This window comes from Candidatus Methylomirabilota bacterium (assembly GCA_036005065.1).
Taxonomy (GTDB): Bacteria; Methylomirabilota; Methylomirabilia; order Rokubacteriales; family DASRDR01; genus DASYQW01.
In genome coordinates this window covers 1-18,469 of record DASYQW010000130.1, presented here as the reverse complement: position 1 = coordinate 18,469, position 18,469 = coordinate 1, and the positions used below count along the sequence as shown (strand labels likewise).

Annotated in this window: 17 protein-coding genes; all 17 read left to right on the top strand. The window is 71.4% G+C overall.

Annotated elements, in window-relative coordinates; translation table 11 throughout:
* Entirely contained in the window at positions 1 to 861 is an 861-nt protein-coding gene (kdsA, locus tag VGW35_09310; GenBank protein ID HEV8307852.1) for a 3-deoxy-8-phosphooctulonate synthase, read from the top strand.
* A gap of 56 nt (positions 862 to 917) precedes the next feature.
* Positions 918 to 1,826: a KpsF/GutQ family sugar-phosphate isomerase gene (locus tag VGW35_09305; protein HEV8307851.1), complete on the top strand. Its 909-nt coding sequence runs from the start codon at positions 918 to 920 to the stop codon at positions 1,824 to 1,826.
* The gene (locus tag VGW35_09300) at positions 1,826 to 2,353 is read left to right on the top strand and encodes an HAD hydrolase family protein (GenBank protein ID HEV8307850.1); all 528 of its coding nucleotides are present in this window, start codon (positions 1,826 to 1,828) and stop codon (positions 2,351 to 2,353) included. The genes VGW35_09305 and VGW35_09300 overlap by 1 nt, the downstream gene beginning before the upstream one ends.
* A gap of 85 nt (positions 2,354 to 2,438) precedes the next feature.
* On the top strand, positions 2,439 to 3,023 hold the full coding sequence (gene lptC, locus VGW35_09295) for an LPS export ABC transporter periplasmic protein LptC (protein ID HEV8307849.1): 585 nt from the start codon (positions 2,439 to 2,441) through the stop codon (positions 3,021 to 3,023).
* Complete coding sequence (lptA, locus tag VGW35_09290; GenBank protein HEV8307848.1) at positions 3,020 to 3,685, top strand: lipopolysaccharide transport periplasmic protein LptA; 666 nt, start codon at positions 3,020 to 3,022, stop codon at positions 3,683 to 3,685. Before lptC ends, lptA begins: the two co-directional genes overlap by 4 nt.
* A 6-nt stretch (positions 3,686 to 3,691) precedes the next feature.
* On the top strand, positions 3,692 to 4,411 hold the full coding sequence (lptB, locus tag VGW35_09285; protein ID HEV8307847.1) for an LPS export ABC transporter ATP-binding protein: 720 nt from the start codon (positions 3,692 to 3,694) through the stop codon (positions 4,409 to 4,411).
* Between the two features lie 51 nt (positions 4,412 to 4,462).
* On the top strand, positions 4,463 to 5,899 hold the full coding sequence (gene rpoN, locus VGW35_09280) for an RNA polymerase factor sigma-54 (GenBank protein HEV8307846.1): 1,437 nt from the start codon (positions 4,463 to 4,465) through the stop codon (positions 5,897 to 5,899).
* Between the two features lie 14 nt (positions 5,900 to 5,913).
* Entirely contained in the window at positions 5,914 to 6,471 is a 558-nt protein-coding gene (gene raiA / locus VGW35_09275) for a ribosome-associated translation inhibitor RaiA (GenBank protein ID HEV8307845.1), read from the top strand.
* Between the two features lie 13 nt (positions 6,472 to 6,484).
* Positions 6,485 to 7,387 (top strand): RNase adapter RapZ, encoded by a 903-nt coding sequence (gene rapZ / locus VGW35_09270; protein ID HEV8307844.1) that lies wholly within the window; start codon positions 6,485 to 6,487, stop codon positions 7,385 to 7,387.
* Positions 7,388 to 7,396: 9 nt separating this feature from the next.
* A complete protein-coding gene (locus tag VGW35_09265) occupies positions 7,397 to 8,452 on the top strand; it encodes a bifunctional phosphoglucose/phosphomannose isomerase (protein ID HEV8307843.1) in 1,056 nt (351 codons plus the stop codon).
* Between the two features lie 167 nt (positions 8,453 to 8,619).
* Positions 8,620 to 9,771, top strand: coding sequence for a methionine adenosyltransferase (metK, locus tag VGW35_09260; protein HEV8307842.1), 1,152 nt, complete (start codon positions 8,620 to 8,622; stop codon positions 9,769 to 9,771).
* 64 nt (positions 9,772 to 9,835) lie between these two features.
* Positions 9,836 to 11,101, top strand: coding sequence for an adenosylhomocysteinase (gene ahcY / locus VGW35_09255; protein HEV8307841.1), 1,266 nt, complete (start codon positions 9,836 to 9,838; stop codon positions 11,099 to 11,101).
* A 185-nt stretch (positions 11,102 to 11,286) separates the two neighbouring features.
* The gene (locus VGW35_09250; GenBank protein HEV8307840.1) at positions 11,287 to 12,330 is read left to right on the top strand and encodes a PHP domain-containing protein; all 1,044 of its coding nucleotides are present in this window, start codon (positions 11,287 to 11,289) and stop codon (positions 12,328 to 12,330) included.
* A 35-nt stretch (positions 12,331 to 12,365) separates the two neighbouring features.
* Positions 12,366 to 13,874, top strand: a complete 1,509-nt coding sequence (locus VGW35_09245; protein ID HEV8307839.1) for a glycosyltransferase family 39 protein — start codon at positions 12,366 to 12,368, stop codon at positions 13,872 to 13,874.
* 101 nt (positions 13,875 to 13,975) lie between these two features.
* Positions 13,976 to 14,767 carry a glycosyltransferase family 2 protein gene (locus VGW35_09240; protein ID HEV8307838.1) on the top strand — a complete coding sequence of 264 codons (792 nt, stop codon included), beginning with the start codon at positions 13,976 to 13,978 and terminating at the stop codon, positions 14,765 to 14,767.
* Positions 14,764 to 17,505 (top strand): UPF0182 family protein, encoded by a 2,742-nt coding sequence (locus VGW35_09235; GenBank protein HEV8307837.1) that lies wholly within the window; start codon positions 14,764 to 14,766, stop codon positions 17,503 to 17,505. Before VGW35_09240 ends, VGW35_09235 begins: the two co-directional genes overlap by 4 nt.
* Before the next feature lie 235 nt (positions 17,506 to 17,740).
* A partial coding sequence (locus tag VGW35_09230) for a polysaccharide biosynthesis/export family protein (GenBank protein HEV8307836.1) occupies positions 17,741 to 18,469 on the top strand: 729 nt, incomplete at its 3' end.

Below are 18,469 nucleotides of genomic sequence, written 5' to 3'. Positions count from 1 at the left end.
GTGGGCCCCGAGCATCGACCCCCGGCAGTCCACATCGGGCCGGTCCGGATCGGCGGGGGCGCCCCGCTGGCGCTGATCGCCGGCCCCTGCGCGATCGAGGACGAGGCTCACGCCCTCCGGATGGCCGAGGCGCTCTGCGGGCTCACGCGCGAGGCCAAGGTTCCGTTCGTCTACAAGTCGTCGTACGACAAGGCCAACCGGTCCTCGCTCCGCTCCTACCGCGGGCCCGGCCTGGTGGAAGGCTTGCGGATCCTCGGGCGGGTGCGGGAGCGCTTCGGGTGTCCCGTCCTCTCCGACGTCCACCTCCCGAGCGAGGTCTCGCCGGCCGCCGAGGTTCTCGACTGCCTCCAGGTCCCCGCGTTCCTCTGCCGCCAGACGGATCTCCTCGTGGCCTGCGGCCGGAGCGGCCGGCCCGTGAACGTGAAGAAGGGGCAGTTCATGGCCCCGTGGGACATGCGGAACGTGGTGGAGAAGCTCCAGACGGCCGGCGCGCATGGGGTGACCCTGACCGAGCGCGGCGTGACCTTCGGTTACAACAACCTGGTGGTGGACTTCCGCAGCCTGGCCATCATGCGGGAGCTCGGCGTCCCGGTGATCTTCGACGCGACGCACTCGGTTCAGCTTCCCGGGGGCGAGGGCTCCCGCTCGGGCGGCGAGCGCCGGTACGTGGCGGGGCTCGCCCGGGCGGCGGTCGCCTTCGGCGTGGATGCCCTCTTCATGGAGGTCCACGAAGAGCCGGACCGGGCCCCGTCGGACGGGCCGACGATGTTGCCGCTCGACTGGCTCCCCGGGCTCCTCGAGGACGTCCGGGCGATCACCAGCGTCCTGGCGGCGTCGGGCGCGCGGGAGGTCCGGCCCTGACCCCCGACGACATCCTGAAGGCTGGGCGCCGGGTCCTGGAGATCGAGGCGGACGCCGTGCGGGCGCTGGCCGAGCGTCTGGACGAGCGATTCGGCCGTGCCGTCGAGCTCCTGCAGGCCTGTCGGGGCCGGGTCGTGGTGACCGGGATCGGGAAGTCCGGCCTCGTGGCGAAGAAGCTGGCCGCGACGCTGGCGGCGACCGGGACCCCGGCGCTCTTCCTCCACCCCGTCGAGGCGGTTCACGGGGATCTGGGGATGCTGGTGCGAGGGGACGTGGTCGTCGCCCTCTCCAACAGCGGCGAGACCGACGAGCTGGTGGCGCTGCTGCCATCGATCAAGCGCCTGGGGGTCCCGCTGGTGGTCCTGACCGGGAGCCCCCGCTCGCGACTGGCGCAGCACGGCGACGTCGTCCTGGACGTCTCGGTGCGCGAGGAGGCCTGCCCGCTGAATCTCACGCCCACGGCGTCGACGACGGCGGCCCTCGCCCTCGGCGACGCCCTGGCGGTGGCGCTCCTCACGGTGCGCGATGTCCGCCCGGAGGACTTCGCGCGGCTCCATCCGGGGGGCGCGCTGGGCCGTCGGCTCGTCCGCGTCGAGGAGCTGATGCACCGCGGGGCGGCGGTGCCGCGAGTGCGGACGGACGCCTCGCTGGCCGAGGTCGTCGGCGAGATGACCGCCGGGCGGTTCGGCTGCACGGCCGTCGTGGACGGCGAGGGCGTCCTGGTCGGGATCATCACCGACGGCGACCTGCGGCGCGCGGTCCAGCGCGAGGCGGGAGCCCTGCCGGGGCGGGCGGCCGGGCTCATGACGCGCGCGCCGAAGACGGTGGGACGGACCGAGCTGGCGGCAGCGGCGCTCGCGCTCATGGAGCGCCATGCCATCACCCAGCTTCTCGTCGTGGACGACGCGGGACGGCCCGACGGCATCCTCCACCTGCACGACCTGCTCCGCGCCAGCATCGCGTGATGGCGCCCGCCCGGCGCCCGGGCGCGCCACCGCCGCGGGCCCGGCTCCGACGGATTCGGCTTCTGATCCTGGACGTGGACGGCGTCCTGACCGACGGGCGCGTCTACTACGGCCCGGACGGGGCCGAGTGGAAATCCTTCGACGTGCACGACGGGCTCGCCCTCGCCCGGGCGGCGGCCGCCGAGTTCCCGGTTGCCGTCATCTCCTCCCGAAACTCCGAGGCGGTCGCGCGGCGCTGCGCCGAGCTCGGGATCCGCGAGGTCCACCAGGGCGTGGGCGACAAGCTCGCCGTCTACGAGGGAGTCCGACGCCGCCACGGCTGCACGGACGCCGAGGTCGCGTGCATGGGCGACGACCTCGCCGATCTTCCCCTCCTGCGCCGCGCGGGGCTCGCCCTGGCGCCGGCCGACGCGGTGGCGGACGTTCGCCGCGTCGCCGACTGGGTGAGCCGGGCCGGCGGGGGCCGCGGTGCCGTCCGGGAGGTCCTGGAGTCATTGCTCCGGGCCCGCGGCATGTGGGCGTCGTGAGGCGCCCGCCGGCGCCCGTTTACACCAGGCACGGTTTATGCTAGGGTCGAATCAGGCCCGGTAGTTACGGGTCTCATCGGCACTCATGCGGCGACTCTCGACCGTCTTCCTCGTGTGCTTCGTGGCCCTCCTGGCCGGGCTGGGGGGAATGGTCGCGTGGAAGGCCCGCGCCCGCCGCGCGCCGGCCCCCGCGCCACCCGCGCAGCAGGCGGACTATCGCATCCAGGAAGTGCACGTCAACGAAACTCTCGAAGGGAATCTGCGCTTCACCCTCGACGCCGACCGCGCCGAGGTGTTCGACAAGGACCAGCGGACCGTGATGCACAAGGTGGTGGTGCGGCTCTTCTCCAAGGACGGGGAGTGGACGCTGACGGCCGACGAAGGGGTCCTCGACAACGCCAAGCGGGACGTGTCGCTGTCGGGGAACGTGGTGGTGGCGTCCAACGACGGGCTGCGGATGACGACCCAGGGGATCTCCTGGCGGAACGACGAGCGGCACCTCTATACGGATGAGGCGGTGGAGATCAAGCGGGCCGGGACCACCATCACGGGCCGCGGGCTCGACCTCCGGATGCGGGAGCAAGAAGCCGTGCTCGAGAAGAACGTCCGCGTCGTGATCCAGAACCGCGCCAATGCGAACCTCGCCCTGTTTCCAAGGAGCGGTCTATGAGCCCAACCAGGCTCCTGCTGGCGGCGGTCGCGGCGATCCTCTGCCTGGCCGGCTCGGAGCCGGCGGGCGCCCAGCCCCGGGCGCCGGCTCCCAGGCCGGGGGCGACGACGCCGAAGGCCCCGGCGACCAAGCCGGAGGAGAAGGCCAAGCCGGAAGAACGGGCGAAGGCGGCCGAACGGAAGCCGGGGCAGCGCTCGACCGCTCCGATCGTCATCGACGCCGATCGGATGGAGGCGTCCCGGAAGGACGGGCTGGTGATCTTCACGGGCAACGTGGTGGCCAAGCAGGACAACTCGGTCCAGACGGCCGACCGCATGGAAGTCTATCTCGACGACAAGGGCGAGCGCGTGCTGCGCATCATCTCGACCGGAAACGTGAAGATCGTCACCGAGGATTGCCGGACCGGGACGGCCCGGCGGGCCGAATACTACGACGACGAGCAGCGACTCCTGCTCCTCGGAGACGCCAAGGTGTGGCAGGACGAGAACGTGGTGACCGGCGAGGAAATCGAGATCCTGCTCGCCGAGGACCGCAGCACGGTGAAGGGCGGTTCCCGCGAGCGCGTCAAGTCGGTCTTCTACCCGAAGCGGGAGGAGGGCCGGCCGGACGCGGCGAAGCCGACGGCCAAGAAGGAGGAGAAGCGGACCGCGTCGTGCGGATAGGTGGGAATGGGGCTTCAGGCGCGGGGGCTGCAGAAGAGCTTTTGGGAGCGGAAGGTCGTCGACAACGTGAGCCTGGTGATCAACCGGGGCGAGGTCGTCGGCCTGCTCGGTCCGAACGGCGCGGGGAAGACGACCACCTTCTACATGGTGGTGGGGATTCTGCCGCCGGACAAGGGCCGGATCGTGCTCGATGGGACGGACATCACCGATCTTCCGATGTACCGCCGAGCCCGGCGGGGGATCGGCTACCTGCCGCAGGAGGCGTCGGTATTTCGGAAGCTGACGGTCGAGGAGAACCTCTTGGCGATCCTGGAGACGCTCGACCTGACGCCGCGCGAGCGCGAGGAGCGGCTGTTGGCCCTCCTGCGGGAGCTGGGCCTGGAAACACTGGCCAAGCAGCGCGCCTACACCCTGTCGGGCGGCGAGCGCCGGCGGCTGGAGATCACCCGGGCGCTGATCAGCTCGCCGAGTTACCTCCTGCTCGACGAACCGTTCACGGGCATCGACCCGATCGCCATCGCGGACATTCAGGACATCGTGTCTCGGCTCAAGCAGAAGGGCATCGGGGTGCTGATGACGGACCACAACGTCCGGGAGACGCTGGAGATCACCGACCGGTCGTACATCCTCTACGACGGACAGATCCTGGTGTCGGGAACGTCGAAGGAGCTCGCGACCAACGAGCGCGCGCGCGAGATCTACCTGGGTGAGAAGTTTTCACTCTGACCGGCGCCCGTTGGGCCCCGCGGGGTCCTGGTAGGAGAAGCAACCGTGGCGATGGAAGCTCGTCTCACGCTTCGTCAGACCCAGCGGCTCGTCATGACGCCGATGCTCCAGCAGGCCATTCAGCTCCTCCAGCTCTCGACCCTGGAGCTCCAGGAGCTGCTCCAGAAAGAGCTGACGGAGAATCCCATGCTCGAGGAGTCACCGGAGGAGGCGCCGCCGCCCGAGCCGCCGGCCGAGGGCCCGGCGGCCGAGGCGACCCCGCCCGACGCTCCCGCGGTCACCGAGGCCGCCGAGGCGCCGGACCTGCCCTTCGACCTCACGGAGATCATGTTCGGTCCGCCGGACGAGCGAAGCCTCGTCCAGCAAGAGCAGCACGAAGAGACCCGGTTCGAGAATTTCGTCGGGACGACCACGTCCCTGGCGGATCACCTCTACGAGCAGCTCCGGCTGTCGGTGGTCGAGCTGGACGTGCAGGCGGCTGCCGAGGAGATCATCGGGAACCTCGACGAGGACGGCTACCTGCGGGCGACACTCGAGGAGATGGCCGAGAAGACGAGCCTGCCGGGGGCCGTCTTCGAGAAGGCCCTCATCCTGGTCCAGAGCTTCGACCCCCCCGGGGTGGCCGCCCGCGACCTCCGCGAGTGTCTCTTGATCCAGCTGCGCCAGCAGGCCGAGCCGGATCCGCTCGCCATCGAGATCCTGGAAGAGCACTTCGAGGCCTTCCAGCGGTGCAAGTACGCCGAGATCGCGCGGGCGCTCCGGCGGGACCCGGATCGAGTCCAGGAGGCCGTCGAGGAGATCGCCGGCCTCGAGCCCAAGCCCGGGCGGCGCTTCGCGCCGGCTGACACCCGGTACGTGGTGCCGGACGTCCACGTCCACAAGACCGAGGACGGCTACGCCATCGTCCTGAACGACGACGGCATCCCGCGCCTCCGCATCAATCCCTACTACCGGAGCATGCTGGGCCGGGGACAGGGAGACGAGGCGCGGCGCTACGTCGAGGATCGTCTCCGCTCGGCGATCTGGCTGATCAAGAGCGTGCACCAGCGGCAGCGGACCCTCTACCGGGTGACCGAGTCGATCGTCAAGTTCCAGAAGGAGTTCCTGGCCCACGGCCTGCCGGTGCTGCGGCCGCTGTCCCTGCGCGACGTGGCCGAGGACATCGGCATGCACGAGTCGACCGTCAGCCGGGTCACCACCAACAAGTACGTCCAGACTCCTCAAGGACTCTTCGAGCTCAAGTTCTTCTTCCACAGCGGCATCGCGACCGGCCGGGGCGACATGGTCTCCTCGATCAGCGTGAAGAAGATGATCCGGGACCTGGTCGCCCAGGAAAACGCCCAGAAGCCGCTGTCGGACCAGGAGATCACCCGCGCCCTCAAGCAGAGCGGGCTCTCGATCGCCCGGCGTACCGTCGCCAAGTACCGGGAAGAGCTCGGGATCCTTCCGTCCCACCAGCGCCGACTCGCGACCCGCAAACGGGCCTGACCGGGGCTCCGGGCATGAAGATCCACATCAGCGGCCGTGGTGTCGGCGTCGGTGCCCCGCTCCGGCGCCGCGTCGAGCTGAAGGTCGCCAAGATGGATCGCCTGCTCCCGAAGATCACCGAGGCGCGGGTGGTGCTCGGGCTCGAGCGCTATCGGCACCTGGCCGAGGTGACGCTGCAGACCAAGGGGGCGACCCTGCACGCGGAGGGGTCGGCGGGCGACTTTCAGGCGGCGCTGGACCTGGCCGTGGACAACCTGGCCCAGCAGGTGCGGCGGCGCAAGGATCGCATCCGGGCGCGCAAGCCGCGTCTCTCGCGCCGGCCGCCGGCCGCCGGCGTGGCCGGCGAGCTGGCCGCCGAGCCCCCGCCGGCCTCGGGCGACGCGACCGGAGACGCCGAGGTCGTGATTCGGCGACTCGACGCCAAGCCGATGTCCGTGGACGAGGCCATCGAGCAGATGCGCCTCCGGCGCGACGGCCTGCTCGTGTTCCTGAACGCGCGGAGCCGTGTCGTCAACGTGCTGCACCGGCGGTCGGATGGACAGCTGGAGCTCGTCCAACCCACCGGCGCGTGAGCCCCGGGCGGCAGTGACCGTACACGACGGCCGCCAGCCGCCGGGGGAGGACGCCGAACAGCTCCGGTTCATCATCATCACCGGCCTGTCGGGAGCGGGGAAGAGCTACGCCATCCGCTGCTTCGAGGACATGGGGTACTACTGCGTCGACAACCTCCCGGCGACGCTCATCCCCACCTTCGCCGAGCTGTGCGCCCATTCGACCCGGCGCATCCGGCGCATCGCGCTCGGCGTCGACGTGCGCGCGGGAGAGTATCTCACGCCGATCCCCGAGGTCCTGGCCGAGCTCCGGGCCCGCGGCTACGCGACCGAGATCGTCTTTCTCGAGGCCTCCGAGGAGACCCTGGTACGGCGCTACCACGAGACGCGGCGGCGGCACCCGCTCGGGAGCACCCTCCTCGAGGGAATCCGAGCCGAGCGCCAGCTCCTGGCCGAGCTCCGAGAGCTGGCCGACCGCGTGATCGACAGCTCGCACATCACCGTCCACCAGCTCAAGCAGATGCTCGTCGAGCTGTACGGCGAGCAGACGCCCCGGACCGGCCTCAACGTCAACCTGGTCTCCTTCGGCTACAAGTTCGGCATTCCCTACGACGCCGACCTCGTCTTCGACTGCCGCTTCCTCCCGAACCCCTTCTTCGTCGAGGGGCTCAAGGCTCAGGACGGCCGGTCCCCCGAGGTCCGGAGATTCATCTTCGATCACCCCGAAGGTCGCGAGTTCGTCGGGCGCGTGCGCGACCTCCTCGCCTATCTGCTGCCGCGCTACCAGCGCGAGGGCAAGGCGCACCTGACCGTCGCCGTGGGCTGTACCGGAGGCCGCCACCGCTCGGTCGCGCTAATCGAAGAGCTGCGGGAATTCGTCGAGGCCCAGGGGCTGCCGCTCACGGTGACCCATCGCGATGTGGACCGCGACGCGTAGGGGAGCGCGGTGAAGGCGCGGCTGGACGACCCGGAGCGGCACGCCGCCGTCGATGGCCGCGGCTTCCGCGAGCTGCTGCGCGGCTTCCCGGGCCAGGTCGCCGAGGCGATCCGGCTGGCCGACGGGATCCGCCTCGACGGCGGCCGGCCGCGGGCCGTCCTCATGCTCGGCATGGGGGGCTCGGCGGTGGCCGGGGATTTCCTCCAGGGCCTCTGCCACGAGCGGGCGCCGTTCCCCGTGCAGGTGGTGCGGGGATACGGCGTTCCCGCATGGGTCGGGTCCGACACGCTCGCGGTGGCGTCGAGCTATTCCGGCCAGACCGAGGAGACGCTCGCCGCGTTCGACGCGGCCCGACAGCGGGGCGCGCGGGCACTCGTGGTGAGCTCCGGCGGCGAGCTGGGCGAGCGGGCCCGGCGGGAGCAGCTCCCCTGGGTGCGGCTTCCCGAGGGCTTTCCCCCGCGGGCGGCGCTCGCCTATCTCCTGATGCCGGTCCTGGCGCTGCTCGAGACGCTCGGGGCCTCGCTCGGGGGCGAGGGCGAGCGCGAGGAGGCGATCCGTGTCCTGAAGGCCCTCGGAGGGGAGCTGGCGCCCGAGGTGCCCGCCGCGGAGAACCCCGCCAAGGCGCTGGCCGCCAGCCTGGCCGGGCGGATCCCCGTGATCTACGGCGCCGATCCGGCGGGAGCCGTGGCCTACCGGTGGCGGACGCAGCTCGAGGAGAATGCCAAGGTGCTCGCCGGGTCCGGGGTGCTGCCGGAGATGAACCACAATGCGATCGAGGCCTGGGCCGGGGGGACAGGGGGCGAGTGGGCCGTCGTGTTCCTGCGCGACCGCGCGGAGCATCCACGAGTCGCGCGCCGCGCCGCGCTGACCCGGGCGCTGCTCGAATCCCGGGCGCCGACCCACGAGGTCTGGGCGCGGGGCGAAGGGCCGCTCGCGCGCTTGCTCTCGCTCGTGCTGTGGGGCGACTGGGTGAGCTACTACCTCGCCGTCCTGCGGGGCGTGGACCCGTGGGCGATGGAGGCGATCGAGACCTTCAAGCGCCGGATGGCCGAGCCCGCCGTCTGAACGCGCGGCCTGAACCAGTGATGTAGCGCCGGCGGCCGTGGCTCCGCGTCGGCGGTTGCCTCGGCAGCCTCGCCCGCTTCTCTTGAGCGTCCGCGTCCGCTCGTGCTACACTACGCGGGTTGTTCCGGCGCGCGGGCCCGGGAATCAGGTGAGCGAGGAGGCTCCCCATGGCGCACGACGAGTACCTGTTCACCTCGGAGTCGGTGACCGAGGGACACCCCGACAAGATCGCGGATCAGATCTCGGACGCCGTCCTGGACGCGATCATGGAGCAGGACCCGACCGGACGGGTGGCCTGCGAGTGTCTCCTGACCACCGGCTTCGTCGTCGTCGCGGGCGAGATCACCACCTCGTGCTACGTGGACATCGCCCGCATCGCGCGGGAGACGATCAAGGGCGTCGGGTATACCCGGGCCAAGTTCGGATTCGACTACGAGACCTGCGGGGTCATCGTGTCCATCGACGAGCAATCCCCCGACATCGCCCTGGGCGTGGACCGGCTCGGCGCGGGAGACCAGGGCCTCATGTTCGGGTACGCCTGCACGGAGACGCCCGAGCTGATGCCGGCCCCGATCTCCCTCGCCCACGCCCTCGTCCGGCGGCTGTCCCAGGTCCGCCGCGAGGGGGTGCTCCCGTACCTCCGGCCGGACGGCAAGTCGCAGGTCAGCGTCCGGTACGTCGACGGCAAGCCCCTCCGGGTCGAGACCGTCGTCATCTCCGCCCAGCACAGCCCGGAGGTGACCCTGGAGCAGCTGCGGGCCGACGTCGTCGAGCACGTGGTCAAGCCCGCCCTCCCCCCCGCGATGTTCGACGAGAAGCGGATCACCTACCACATCAACCCGACCGGTCGGTTCGTCGTCGGCGGTCCCCAGGGTGACACCGGTCTCACCGGACGCAAGATCATCGTGGACACCTACGGCGGGTCGTGCCCGCATGGCGGCGGCGCCTTCTCGGGGAAGGATCCGACCAAGGTGGACCGGTCGGCGTCCTACATGGCCCGCCACGTCGCGAAGAACATCGTGGCCGCGGGGCTGGCCGAGCGCTGCATGGTGCAGGTGGCCTACGCCATCGGCGTCGCCGACCCGGTGTCGATCATGGTCGACACCTTCGGCACCGGGAAGGTCCCGACCACCAAGCTCGAGCAGATGATCCGCCGTCACTTCGACTTCACGCCGGCCGGCATCATCAAGTACCTGGATCTGCGCCGCCCGATCTTCCGCCAGACCGCGGCCTTCGGACACTTCGGCCGGAGCGAGCCCGAGTTCACCTGGGAGCGGACGGACCGCGTCAAAGACCTGCGCGAGGATGCCGGGCTCTAGCACGGGTCGGCATCCGTCCTTCCCCGTCCACCACGCGTAGCCCGTACCGAGAAGGGACAAGACCGTGACGACGACCCAGCATGACGCGAAGGACCTGGGCCTGGCCGCGGCCGGCCAGCATCGGATCGAGTGGGCCGAGATGGCGATGCCCGTGCTCCGCCAGGTCCGGGAGCGGTTCGGGCGCGAGCAGCCCCTCCGGGGCATCCGGATCGGTGCCTGCCTCCACGTGACGACGGAGACGGCGGTCCTGGCCCTGACGCTCGAGGCGGGTGGGGCCTCGGTGGCCCTGTGCGCGTCCAACCCCCTGTCGACCCAGGATGACGTGGCGGCCGCCCTGGTGAAGGAGCACGGGGTACCGGTCTTCGCCCAGAAGGGGGAGGACAGCGAGCGGTACTACCGCCACATCCAGGCGGTGCTGGCCACCCGACCGCAGGTGACCATGGACGACGGCGCCGACCTCATCTCCACGCTCCACGGGGATCGCAAGGATCTGATCGCCGAAATCGTGGGCGGCACCGAGGAGACGACCACCGGCGTCATCCGACTGCGGGCCATGGAGCGCGAAGGCGTGCTGGCCTTCCCCATCATCGCGGTGAACGACGCCGACACCAAGCACCTCTTCGACAACCGCTACGGGACGGGGCAGTCGACGCTGGACGGCATCCTGCGGGCGACCAACATCCTGCTGGCCGGTCGGGTGGTGGCGGTGGCGGGGTACGGGATGTGCGGCCGCGGGCTGGCCGCGCGCGCCCACGGCATGGGGGCGCGAGTCCTCGTCACCGAGGTCGATCCGCTGCGGGCGCTCGAAGCCGTCATGGAAGGGTTCGAGGTCCTGCCGATGACGGAGGCGGCTGCCCAGGCCGACGTCTTCGTCACCGTGAGCGGGAACACCGGCGTCATCCGCGCCGAGCACTTCGAGCGGATGAAGGACGGGGCGATCCTGGCGAACTCCGGGCACTTCAACGTGGAGATCGACCTGGAGGCGCTGGAGCAGCACAGCCAGTCGCGCCGGACCGTGCGCCCGCTCGTCGAGGAGTTCACGCAGAAGGACGGCCGCCGGCTGTACGTGCTCGCCGAGGGCCGGCTCATCAACCTGGCCGCCGCCGAAGGGCACCCCGCGGCCGTCATGGACATGTCCTTCGCGAACCAGGCCCTGTCGGTCGAGCACCTGGTGCGCGAGCGGGGGCGCCTGGAACGCCGGGTCTACCGCGTGCCGCAGGACATCGATCGTGCCATCGCCCGCCTGAAGCTCGCGTCAATGGGCGTCGAGATCGACCGGCTGACCGCGGCGCAACAGTCGTATCTGTCGTCCTGGACGCACGGGACCTGAGCCGCGTCCCTCAGGCGTCCCGCCCTGATGCGCCTGGGAAAGCGGGGCGGGGGCGCCGCCGGCTCCTCATCGGCGGGGTCCTGGTCGGGCTGCTCCTGGCCGGGTACGCGGGCGCGGCCCGGCTCGGGCCGCTGCCGAGCCCGCCCGGGTGGCCTCCCCCGTCGGACCTGGCCGAATACTCCGCCGTGCTGCACGTTCACTCGGCGTATTCCCACGATGGGCAGGGCAGCGTCGAGGAGATCGCGGCGGCGGCGGCGCGGGTGGGTGTGCGGGTCGTGCTCCTCACCGACCACAACACGCTGGCGCCGCTCGCCGAGGGCAAGGAGCGCTGGTACGGGCCGACGCTGGTTCTGGTCGGGGCCGAGGTCACGACGGGCTCGGGGTATCTGTTGGTCCTCGATCCACCCGCCGACCTGGCGGTCAAGGCCCGGGAGGTGTCCGTCAACGCCCTCCTCGCGCACTACCGGAGCGTCGAGGCGATCGTCCTCCTGGCGCACCCCGATCATCCCCGGCTCGGATGGCGGGATGCGATCCCGTCGGTGGACGGGATCGAGGTGATGGACGTCTTCGACCAGGTCGTGGCCGCGCCCCTTTACCGACAGGCCGTGGGACTCCTGGCGTATCCGGCCAACCCGGTCATGGCGACGCTATCCGTGATCCACTGGCCTCGGCCGGGGATCGGGCTGTGGGACCGCATGGCGCGCGAGCGCCCGACGATCGGCGTCCTCGGGCTCGACGCCCACGGCGGAATCGCGCTGACCGAGGAGACGGGGGTCCGCTTCCCGTCGCACGAGACGGCTTTCCGGCTCGGCCGGCTCCACTTCGTCACCCGGGACCCGCTCGAGCGAGATGAGGCGGATCGCTTGCGGGTGTACCGTGCCATGCGGGCGGGTCACTTCTACAACGCGTTCGACGGCTTCGCCCCGGCCGAGGGATTCCGGTTCGTGGCGCGCCATTCCGGCGGGGTGGCCCTCATGGGCGAGACCATGCGCTTCGCGGAGGGTCTGGTCTTCGAGGTCCGGGTGCCGCCCGTCGGCGAGAGCGTGGTGCGGCTCGTGCGGGACGGCGAGGTGACTCACGAGGGCCCCGGCGGGGCGTCGGTCCGGATCCCCGTGACGGGCCCGGGCGTCTATCGCGTGGAGGTCGATCTCCACGTGAACCTGTTCCCGATCGGGATGGCCCGGCGGATGCCGTGGATCTTCTCCAACGCGATCTCCGTTCGCCAGTGACGGGAGGCGCGCCCGCCGGCCCGCCGGCGAGCATCGTGCCGGACGACCGGACCGTGGCGCGCTGGCTCCTGGTCGTCCTGGCGCTGCTCACCGCGCTGCGAGTCATTTACCTGGTGGTGGCCGGGCTGGATCTCTCGCCCGACGAGGCGCACTACTGGGAGTGGTCGCGCCGGCCTGACCTGTCCTACTACTCGAAGGGACCGCTGGTCGCCTACGTGATCTACGCGCTCACGGCGACCTTCGGCACCTCCGAGCTGAGCATCCGGCTGGGAGCCGTCCTGCTGAGCGTCGCCGGCGGCCTGGTGGTCTACCGTCTCGGCCGAGAGACGTTCCCGGACCCGCGAGCCGGCCTGCTGGCGGTCGTGGGCCTCCAGCTCACGCCCCTGTTCTGGGCGGGCAGCCTGCTGATGACCATCGACCCGCCGTTCCTCGTCTGCTGGACGCTGGCCCTCCTCTTCCTCTACCGGGCACTGGCCCGAGGCGGCGCCGACTGGATCCTGGCCGGGGCCGCGGTGGGCCTGGGCATCCTCGCCAAGTACTCGATGCTCTTCATCCTGCCCGGGCTCGTCCTCTACCTCTGGCGGGCTCCCGAGGCGCGGGCCTGGCTGGGCCGGCCCGGGCCCTATCTCGGGGCCGCTGTCGCGCTCGTCCTCAGCCTGCCCCCCGTGGTGTGGAACGCGCAGCATGGCTGGGTCTCCGCGCGCCACGTGGCGAGTCAGGGCCGGGGCGCCGGCTTGACCGTGGTGGAGCTGGTCGAGTTCGTGGGGGTCCAGCTCGGGATCCTGACGCCGCTGATCGCCGGCCTCCTCGCCTGGGCGGCCTGGTACGGAATCCGGGAGGGCCTGGTCCGGCGGCGCGAGCCCTACCGTTTCCTCACCGCCTTCGGCGTCCCCGTCATCGCCTTCTACCTCCTGCTCTCGCTCCAGGGGAAGATCCAGGCCAACTGGCCGGCGCCGGCTTACCCGTCGCTCGCCCTGGTGGCGGCCGGGGCGCTGCTCGAGCGCCGGCGGCGGCTCGGGCCGGCGGGACGCCGCGCTCAGACCGCGTTCCTCCTGGCCGCGGCCGGGCTCGCCCTCGGGGTGAGCGCGCTCGGACACGTCACCGAGCTCCTGGGCGTGCCAGGGCGTCTGGATCCGACGCTGCGGCTCCGGGGCTGGCGTGAGCTGGGCGCCCTCGTCGGGGCCCACCGTCGCGCGATGCCGGCTCCCGAGCGGACGTTCCTCCTGGCCGAGCGCTATCAGGTCACCAGCGAACTCGCGTTCTACGTGGAGGGGCATCCGCCCGCGTATAATGTGAACCTGGGCCGGCGGCTGAACCAGTACGACTTCTGGGAGGGGCCCGAGCGGCATCGGCAATGGGACGCGATCTACGTGCAGGAGAATGTGGGTAGCCTCGACACGCGTATCGTCGGTGCGTTCGACCGGATCGAGGGCCCGTTCAGGGTGGACGTGCGCCGGCGGGGTCTCCTGGTCCGCACCGTGGCCATCTACCGGGGCTACGGGTTCCGTGGCCTGGCTCCGCCGCCCGGCGCCCTCTCCTATTAGTGGGCGAGCCACCTGACGGACGCGCGCGGCCGGCACCTCTCGCCCCCGGGGCGGTCGGGCGACTGCCGGCGCGTGCGGCCGAGGGCGAGCCCGGGCTGTCGGTGATCATCCCGGCGTACGACGAGGAGCCGAACGTCGAGGCCTGCTACCGCGAGGTCGTGGAGGTCCTGGAGCCGTTGGGCCGGTCCTTCGAGATCATCTTCGTCGACGACGGCTCCACCGACGGGACCTTCGCGGCCCTGGCCGCCCTGGCCACGGCCGATCCCCGGGTGCGGGTCCTCCGCTTCCGCCGAAACGCGGGCCAGACGGCTGCGCTCGCCGCCGGCTTCCGGGCGGCGCGCGGCGACCTCGTGGCGACCCTGGACGCCGACCTCCAGAACGACCCCCGCGACATCCCGACACTCCTGGCCGCCCTGGGTCCGTACGACGCCGTCTGTGGCTGGCGCGTGGAGCGGCGAGACCCGTGGACGAAGCGCCTGGCATCCCGGGTGGCGAACGCCGTGCGCCGACGCGTGACCCACGACGGCATCCACGATACCGGCTGCATGCTGAAGGTCTTCCGACGGACGGCGGTCACCCGGCTTCCGCTCTACCGCGGCATGCATCGTTTCCTGCCGGCACTTCTCCAGGCGGAGGGGTTCCGGGTGGCCGAGGTACCGGTGCGCCACCGGCCGCGGCGCGCCGGCCGGTCCAAGTACGGGAACTGGACCCGTCTGTGGGCCGGGCTCGCCGACCTGTGGGCCGTGCGGTGGATGGTGCGGCGGCGCCTCTCCTACGAGATCGCCGAGGAGCGGGGGGGATCACCAGCCGGGCCGGGGAGCCGTCCGGCCGGCGCCGAGGTCCCGCTCGCGTCCCGGGCTCGAGCGATCCCGGCGCCTGGAGAGCGACCGTGAGGACCTCGCGCGGCACGCTCCTCGTGATCGCGCTGGTCGCCCTCTTCCTGCTCCTCGAGGCCGTACCGTTCTACACGGACTGGCTCTGGTTCCAGGAGGTGGGCTACGAGGGCGTGTTCCTCGGGGTGGTGGGCCTCCGGGGGGCGCTCTTCCTGGTGGTGGGCCTCGTGAGCTTCGCCTTCCTGGGAGCGAATCTGCGCGCGGCCGCCTACGCGCGTCCCCCCGACGTCTTCTGGGAGCTCGAGGAGCCGCTCGGGCTGCCGAGCCGCGTCATCCTGGAGCCGCTGCTCCGGCGAGCGCTGGTGCCCGTCACCGTCGCGCTCGCCGTGATCTTCGGCCTGTCGGCGAGCAGCGAGTGGCAGACGCTCCTGGCCTTCCGCAACGCCCAGCCCTTCGGCATCGCGGACCCCATCTTCAACCGGGACATCGGCTTTTACGTCTTTCGCCTGCCTCTGTGGCGCTACGGGCTCGACTGGGTGTTCCTGCTCGGCGGCGTCACGCTCTTGACCACCGCATTGCTCTACTTCCTGGGCCGCGTCCTCGTTCTGACCGCCCGCGGCCCGGTGATCACGGCTCGCGCGCGCGTGCACCTCCTGGCGCTGGCCGCGCTCCTGCTCTTCGCCAAGGCCGTCGACTTCTACCTCGACCGGTTCGAGCTCCTCTATTCCCACCGCGGGGCGGTCTTCGGAGCGACGTACACCGACGTCCACGCGACCCTGCCCGCGCTGTCGGTCCTGGCGGCGCTGGCCGCGCTGTGCGGGATCGCGGCGCTGGTCCAGATCCTGCGCCGAGGGGCGCGTCCCGTATTCGCGGGGCTGGTGGTGCTGGCGCTCGGCTGGCTGGTCGGGGTCTGGGCCTATCCGGCGCTGGTGCAGCGCCTGCGGGTCGCGCCGAACGCGCTGGTGGCCGAGAGCCCGTTCATCGCCCACCACATCCGGCTCACCCGACAGGCCTTCGGGCTGGACCGGATCGAGGAGCGCGAGTTCCCGGTCCGGGAATCGCTCGAGCCGGCCGACCTGGCCCGGAACGCGCCGACCTTGCGGAACATCCGCCTGTGGGACCACGGGCCGGCCCTGGCGACCTTCGCCCAGCTCCAGGAGATCCGGACCTACTACCGCTTCGTCGACGTGGACAACGACCGCTACCTGATCGACCGCGAGTACCGGCAAGTCATGCTCTCCGCGCGGGAGCTCTCCTACCAGAACCTGCCCCGGGACCCCCAGGGGCGCGACACGGATCGCCAGTGGATCAACGAGCACCTCCAGTACACGCACGGCTACGGGGCCGTGGTGGGGCCGGTCAACCGCGTGACTTCGGAAGGACTCCCCGAGCTGTTCATCCGGGACATCCCGCCCGCGTCCTCCGTCTCGCTGCGCGTCACCCGCCCGGAGATCTATTACGGCGAGATCGCCAACGACTACGTCTTCGTGCGCACGCGGTCGCAGGAGATCGACTACCCGGCGGGCGACGAGAACGTGTACACCACCTACCAGGGCCGGGGGGGCGTGCCGGTGGGAAGCTTCTGGCGGCGGCTCCTGCTGTCGCTGCGGTTCGCGTCGTACCGGATCCTGCTGAGCGACGAGATCACCCCCGAGAGCCGGGCGATGTACTACCGGCAGGTCGGCGAGCGCGTCCGGCGCATCGCGCCGTTCCTGCGCTTCGACGCCGACCCCTACCTGGTGATCCGTGACGACGGGACCCTCGTCTGGATCGTCGACGCCTACACGGCCACCGACCGCTTCCCCTATTCGGAGCGGGTGACCGGCTTCGGCAACTACGTGCGGAACTCGGTGAAGGCCGTGGTGGACGCCTACCACGGAACGGTGACCTTCTACCTCGCGGACGAGCGCGACCCGCTGGTCCGCGCCTATGCCCGGGCGTTTCCCGGTCTGTTCCGACCGCTCGGCGAGATGCCGGCCGACCTCCGCGCCCACGTCCGCTACCCGGCCGGCCTGTTCACCATTCAGGCCCGCATGTACGCGACCTACCACATGCAGGACCCGCGGGTCTTTTACAACAAGGAAGACCTGTGGTCGATCCCGCGCCGCCAGGAGAGCGGGCGCGAGCGCGACATGGAGCCCTACTACACGATCATGCGGCTGCCGGGCGAGGCCCGCGAGGAGTTCGTCCTCCTGACGCTCTTCACCCCGCTCCGCCGGGACAACATGATCGCCTGGCTGGGCGCGCGGGCGGACGGCGAGCACTACGGGCGCCTGACGGCCTTCCTCTTTCCCAAGCAGCGGCTCGTCTACGGGCCGCGGCAGATCGCCGCCCGGATCGACCAGGACCCCGTGATCTCGCAGCAGCTCACGTTGTGGAACCAGCGGGGCTCGGCCGTGATCCGCGGCAGTCTCCTGGCCATTCCCATCGAGGAGTCGCTCATCTACGTCGAGCCCATGTACCTGGGGGCCGAGAAAGGCTCCATCCCCGAGCTCAAGCGGGTGTTCGTCGCCTACGGGAACCAGATCGCCATGGAGGACTCGCTGGACGCCTCGCTCCAGGCGATCTTCGGGCGCCGGCCCGCGGCGGTGATCGCGCGAGCCCCCGACGCGCCGCCGACACCGCCCGGCGCCGCCGGGCTCGACGCCGTCGTCGGGCGGGCCTGGGAGGCGTGGACGCGCGCCCAGGAGTCGCTCCGGCGCGGCGACTGGACCGCCTATGGGGAGGCCCAGAAGCGGCTCGAAGAGGCACTCCGGACGCTGCGCGACCGGAGCCAGCCGGGCCAGCCGGGCCGATGACCGCCGCAGCCCGTCGTCACCCGCGCCGCTTCGAGAGGCATGCCTCGCGAATAATCCCGGCCTAGGGCTGCTCGGCTCGCGGCTCGGGTCCACCCGCCCGCATCGCCGGCCCGCCGCCTTCTGCGCTCCGAGCGGCAAAATGTGCATTCCGTCGGGGCGGCCGCCCGGTGGGAGCGGCGTCACCGGCGTCCTGGCATGGCACCCGTCTTGCTCGACCCAGGCAAGGGGGTGTCCCATGCGATCCATCCGATGGACGCGTCCCGTCCTGCTCCTCGGCCTGCTGATGGCGGCGGTCGCCTGCGCCACGACGCCGAGCCCGGCCGTGAGCCCCGCGGGGCCGGCGACACCGGCGGCGGGGAGTCCCGGGCCGGGCCCGGGCCCGTCGCGGGCGGGATCTGGCCGGGGCCCCGGCGCGCCGGCGCCGCCGGCGGTCTCGCTCTCCGCGCCAGCGGCGGAAGCGGCCGACGACTACAAGCTGGCACCCGGCGACCAGATCACGATTCAGGTGCACGCCCAGGAGGACCTGACGCGCACGCTGCGGGTGAGCGAGGGGGGGACGATCACCTTTCCCTTCCTGGGAGAGGTGGCGGTCGGGGGGCGGTCGGTGAAGGAGGTGGAGCAGGCGCTGGAGACCGGGCTGCGGGGGGGATACCTGCTGCAGCCCAAGGTGAACGTGGCGGTGACAGAATACCGGGGCCGGCAGTTCGCGGTGATGGGGGCGGTGCAGCAACCGGGATCCTTCGCGCTGAAGACGAACTACACGACGCTGCTGGGGGCCCTGTCGGAGGCCAAGGGCGTTCGGGAGAACGCGGACCGGGTGGCGTACGTGGTGCGGGCCCGGCCGCGGGCGGGGGAGCCGCAGCCGGTGGCGGTGGACCTGGACACGCTGATGCGGACGGGAGACCCGCGGCAGAACGTGGTGGTGGAGGCGGGGGACGCGGTGTACGTGCCGGAGGCCAACGCC

Bases quoted from the DNA above. Each gene is read 5' to 3' on its own strand.
- VGW35_09300 (HEV8307850.1), top strand. From the start codon at position 1,826: ATGGCGCCCGCCCGGCGCCCGGGCGCGCCACCGCCGCGGGCCCGGCTC.
- lptC (HEV8307849.1), top strand. From the start codon at position 2,439: ATGCGGCGACTCTCGACCGTCTTCCTCGTGTGCTTCGTGGCCCTCCTG.
- lptA (HEV8307848.1), top strand. From the start codon at position 3,020: ATGAGCCCAACCAGGCTCCTGCTGGCGGCGGTCGCGGCGATCCTCTGC.
- lptB (HEV8307847.1), top strand. From the start codon at position 3,692: ATGGGGCTTCAGGCGCGGGGGCTGCAGAAGAGCTTTTGGGAGCGGAAG.
- rpoN (HEV8307846.1), top strand. From the start codon at position 4,463: ATGGAAGCTCGTCTCACGCTTCGTCAGACCCAGCGGCTCGTCATGACG.
- raiA (HEV8307845.1), top strand. From the start codon at position 5,914: ATGAAGATCCACATCAGCGGCCGTGGTGTCGGCGTCGGTGCCCCGCTC.
- metK (HEV8307842.1), top strand. From the start codon at position 8,620: ATGGCGCACGACGAGTACCTGTTCACCTCGGAGTCGGTGACCGAGGGA.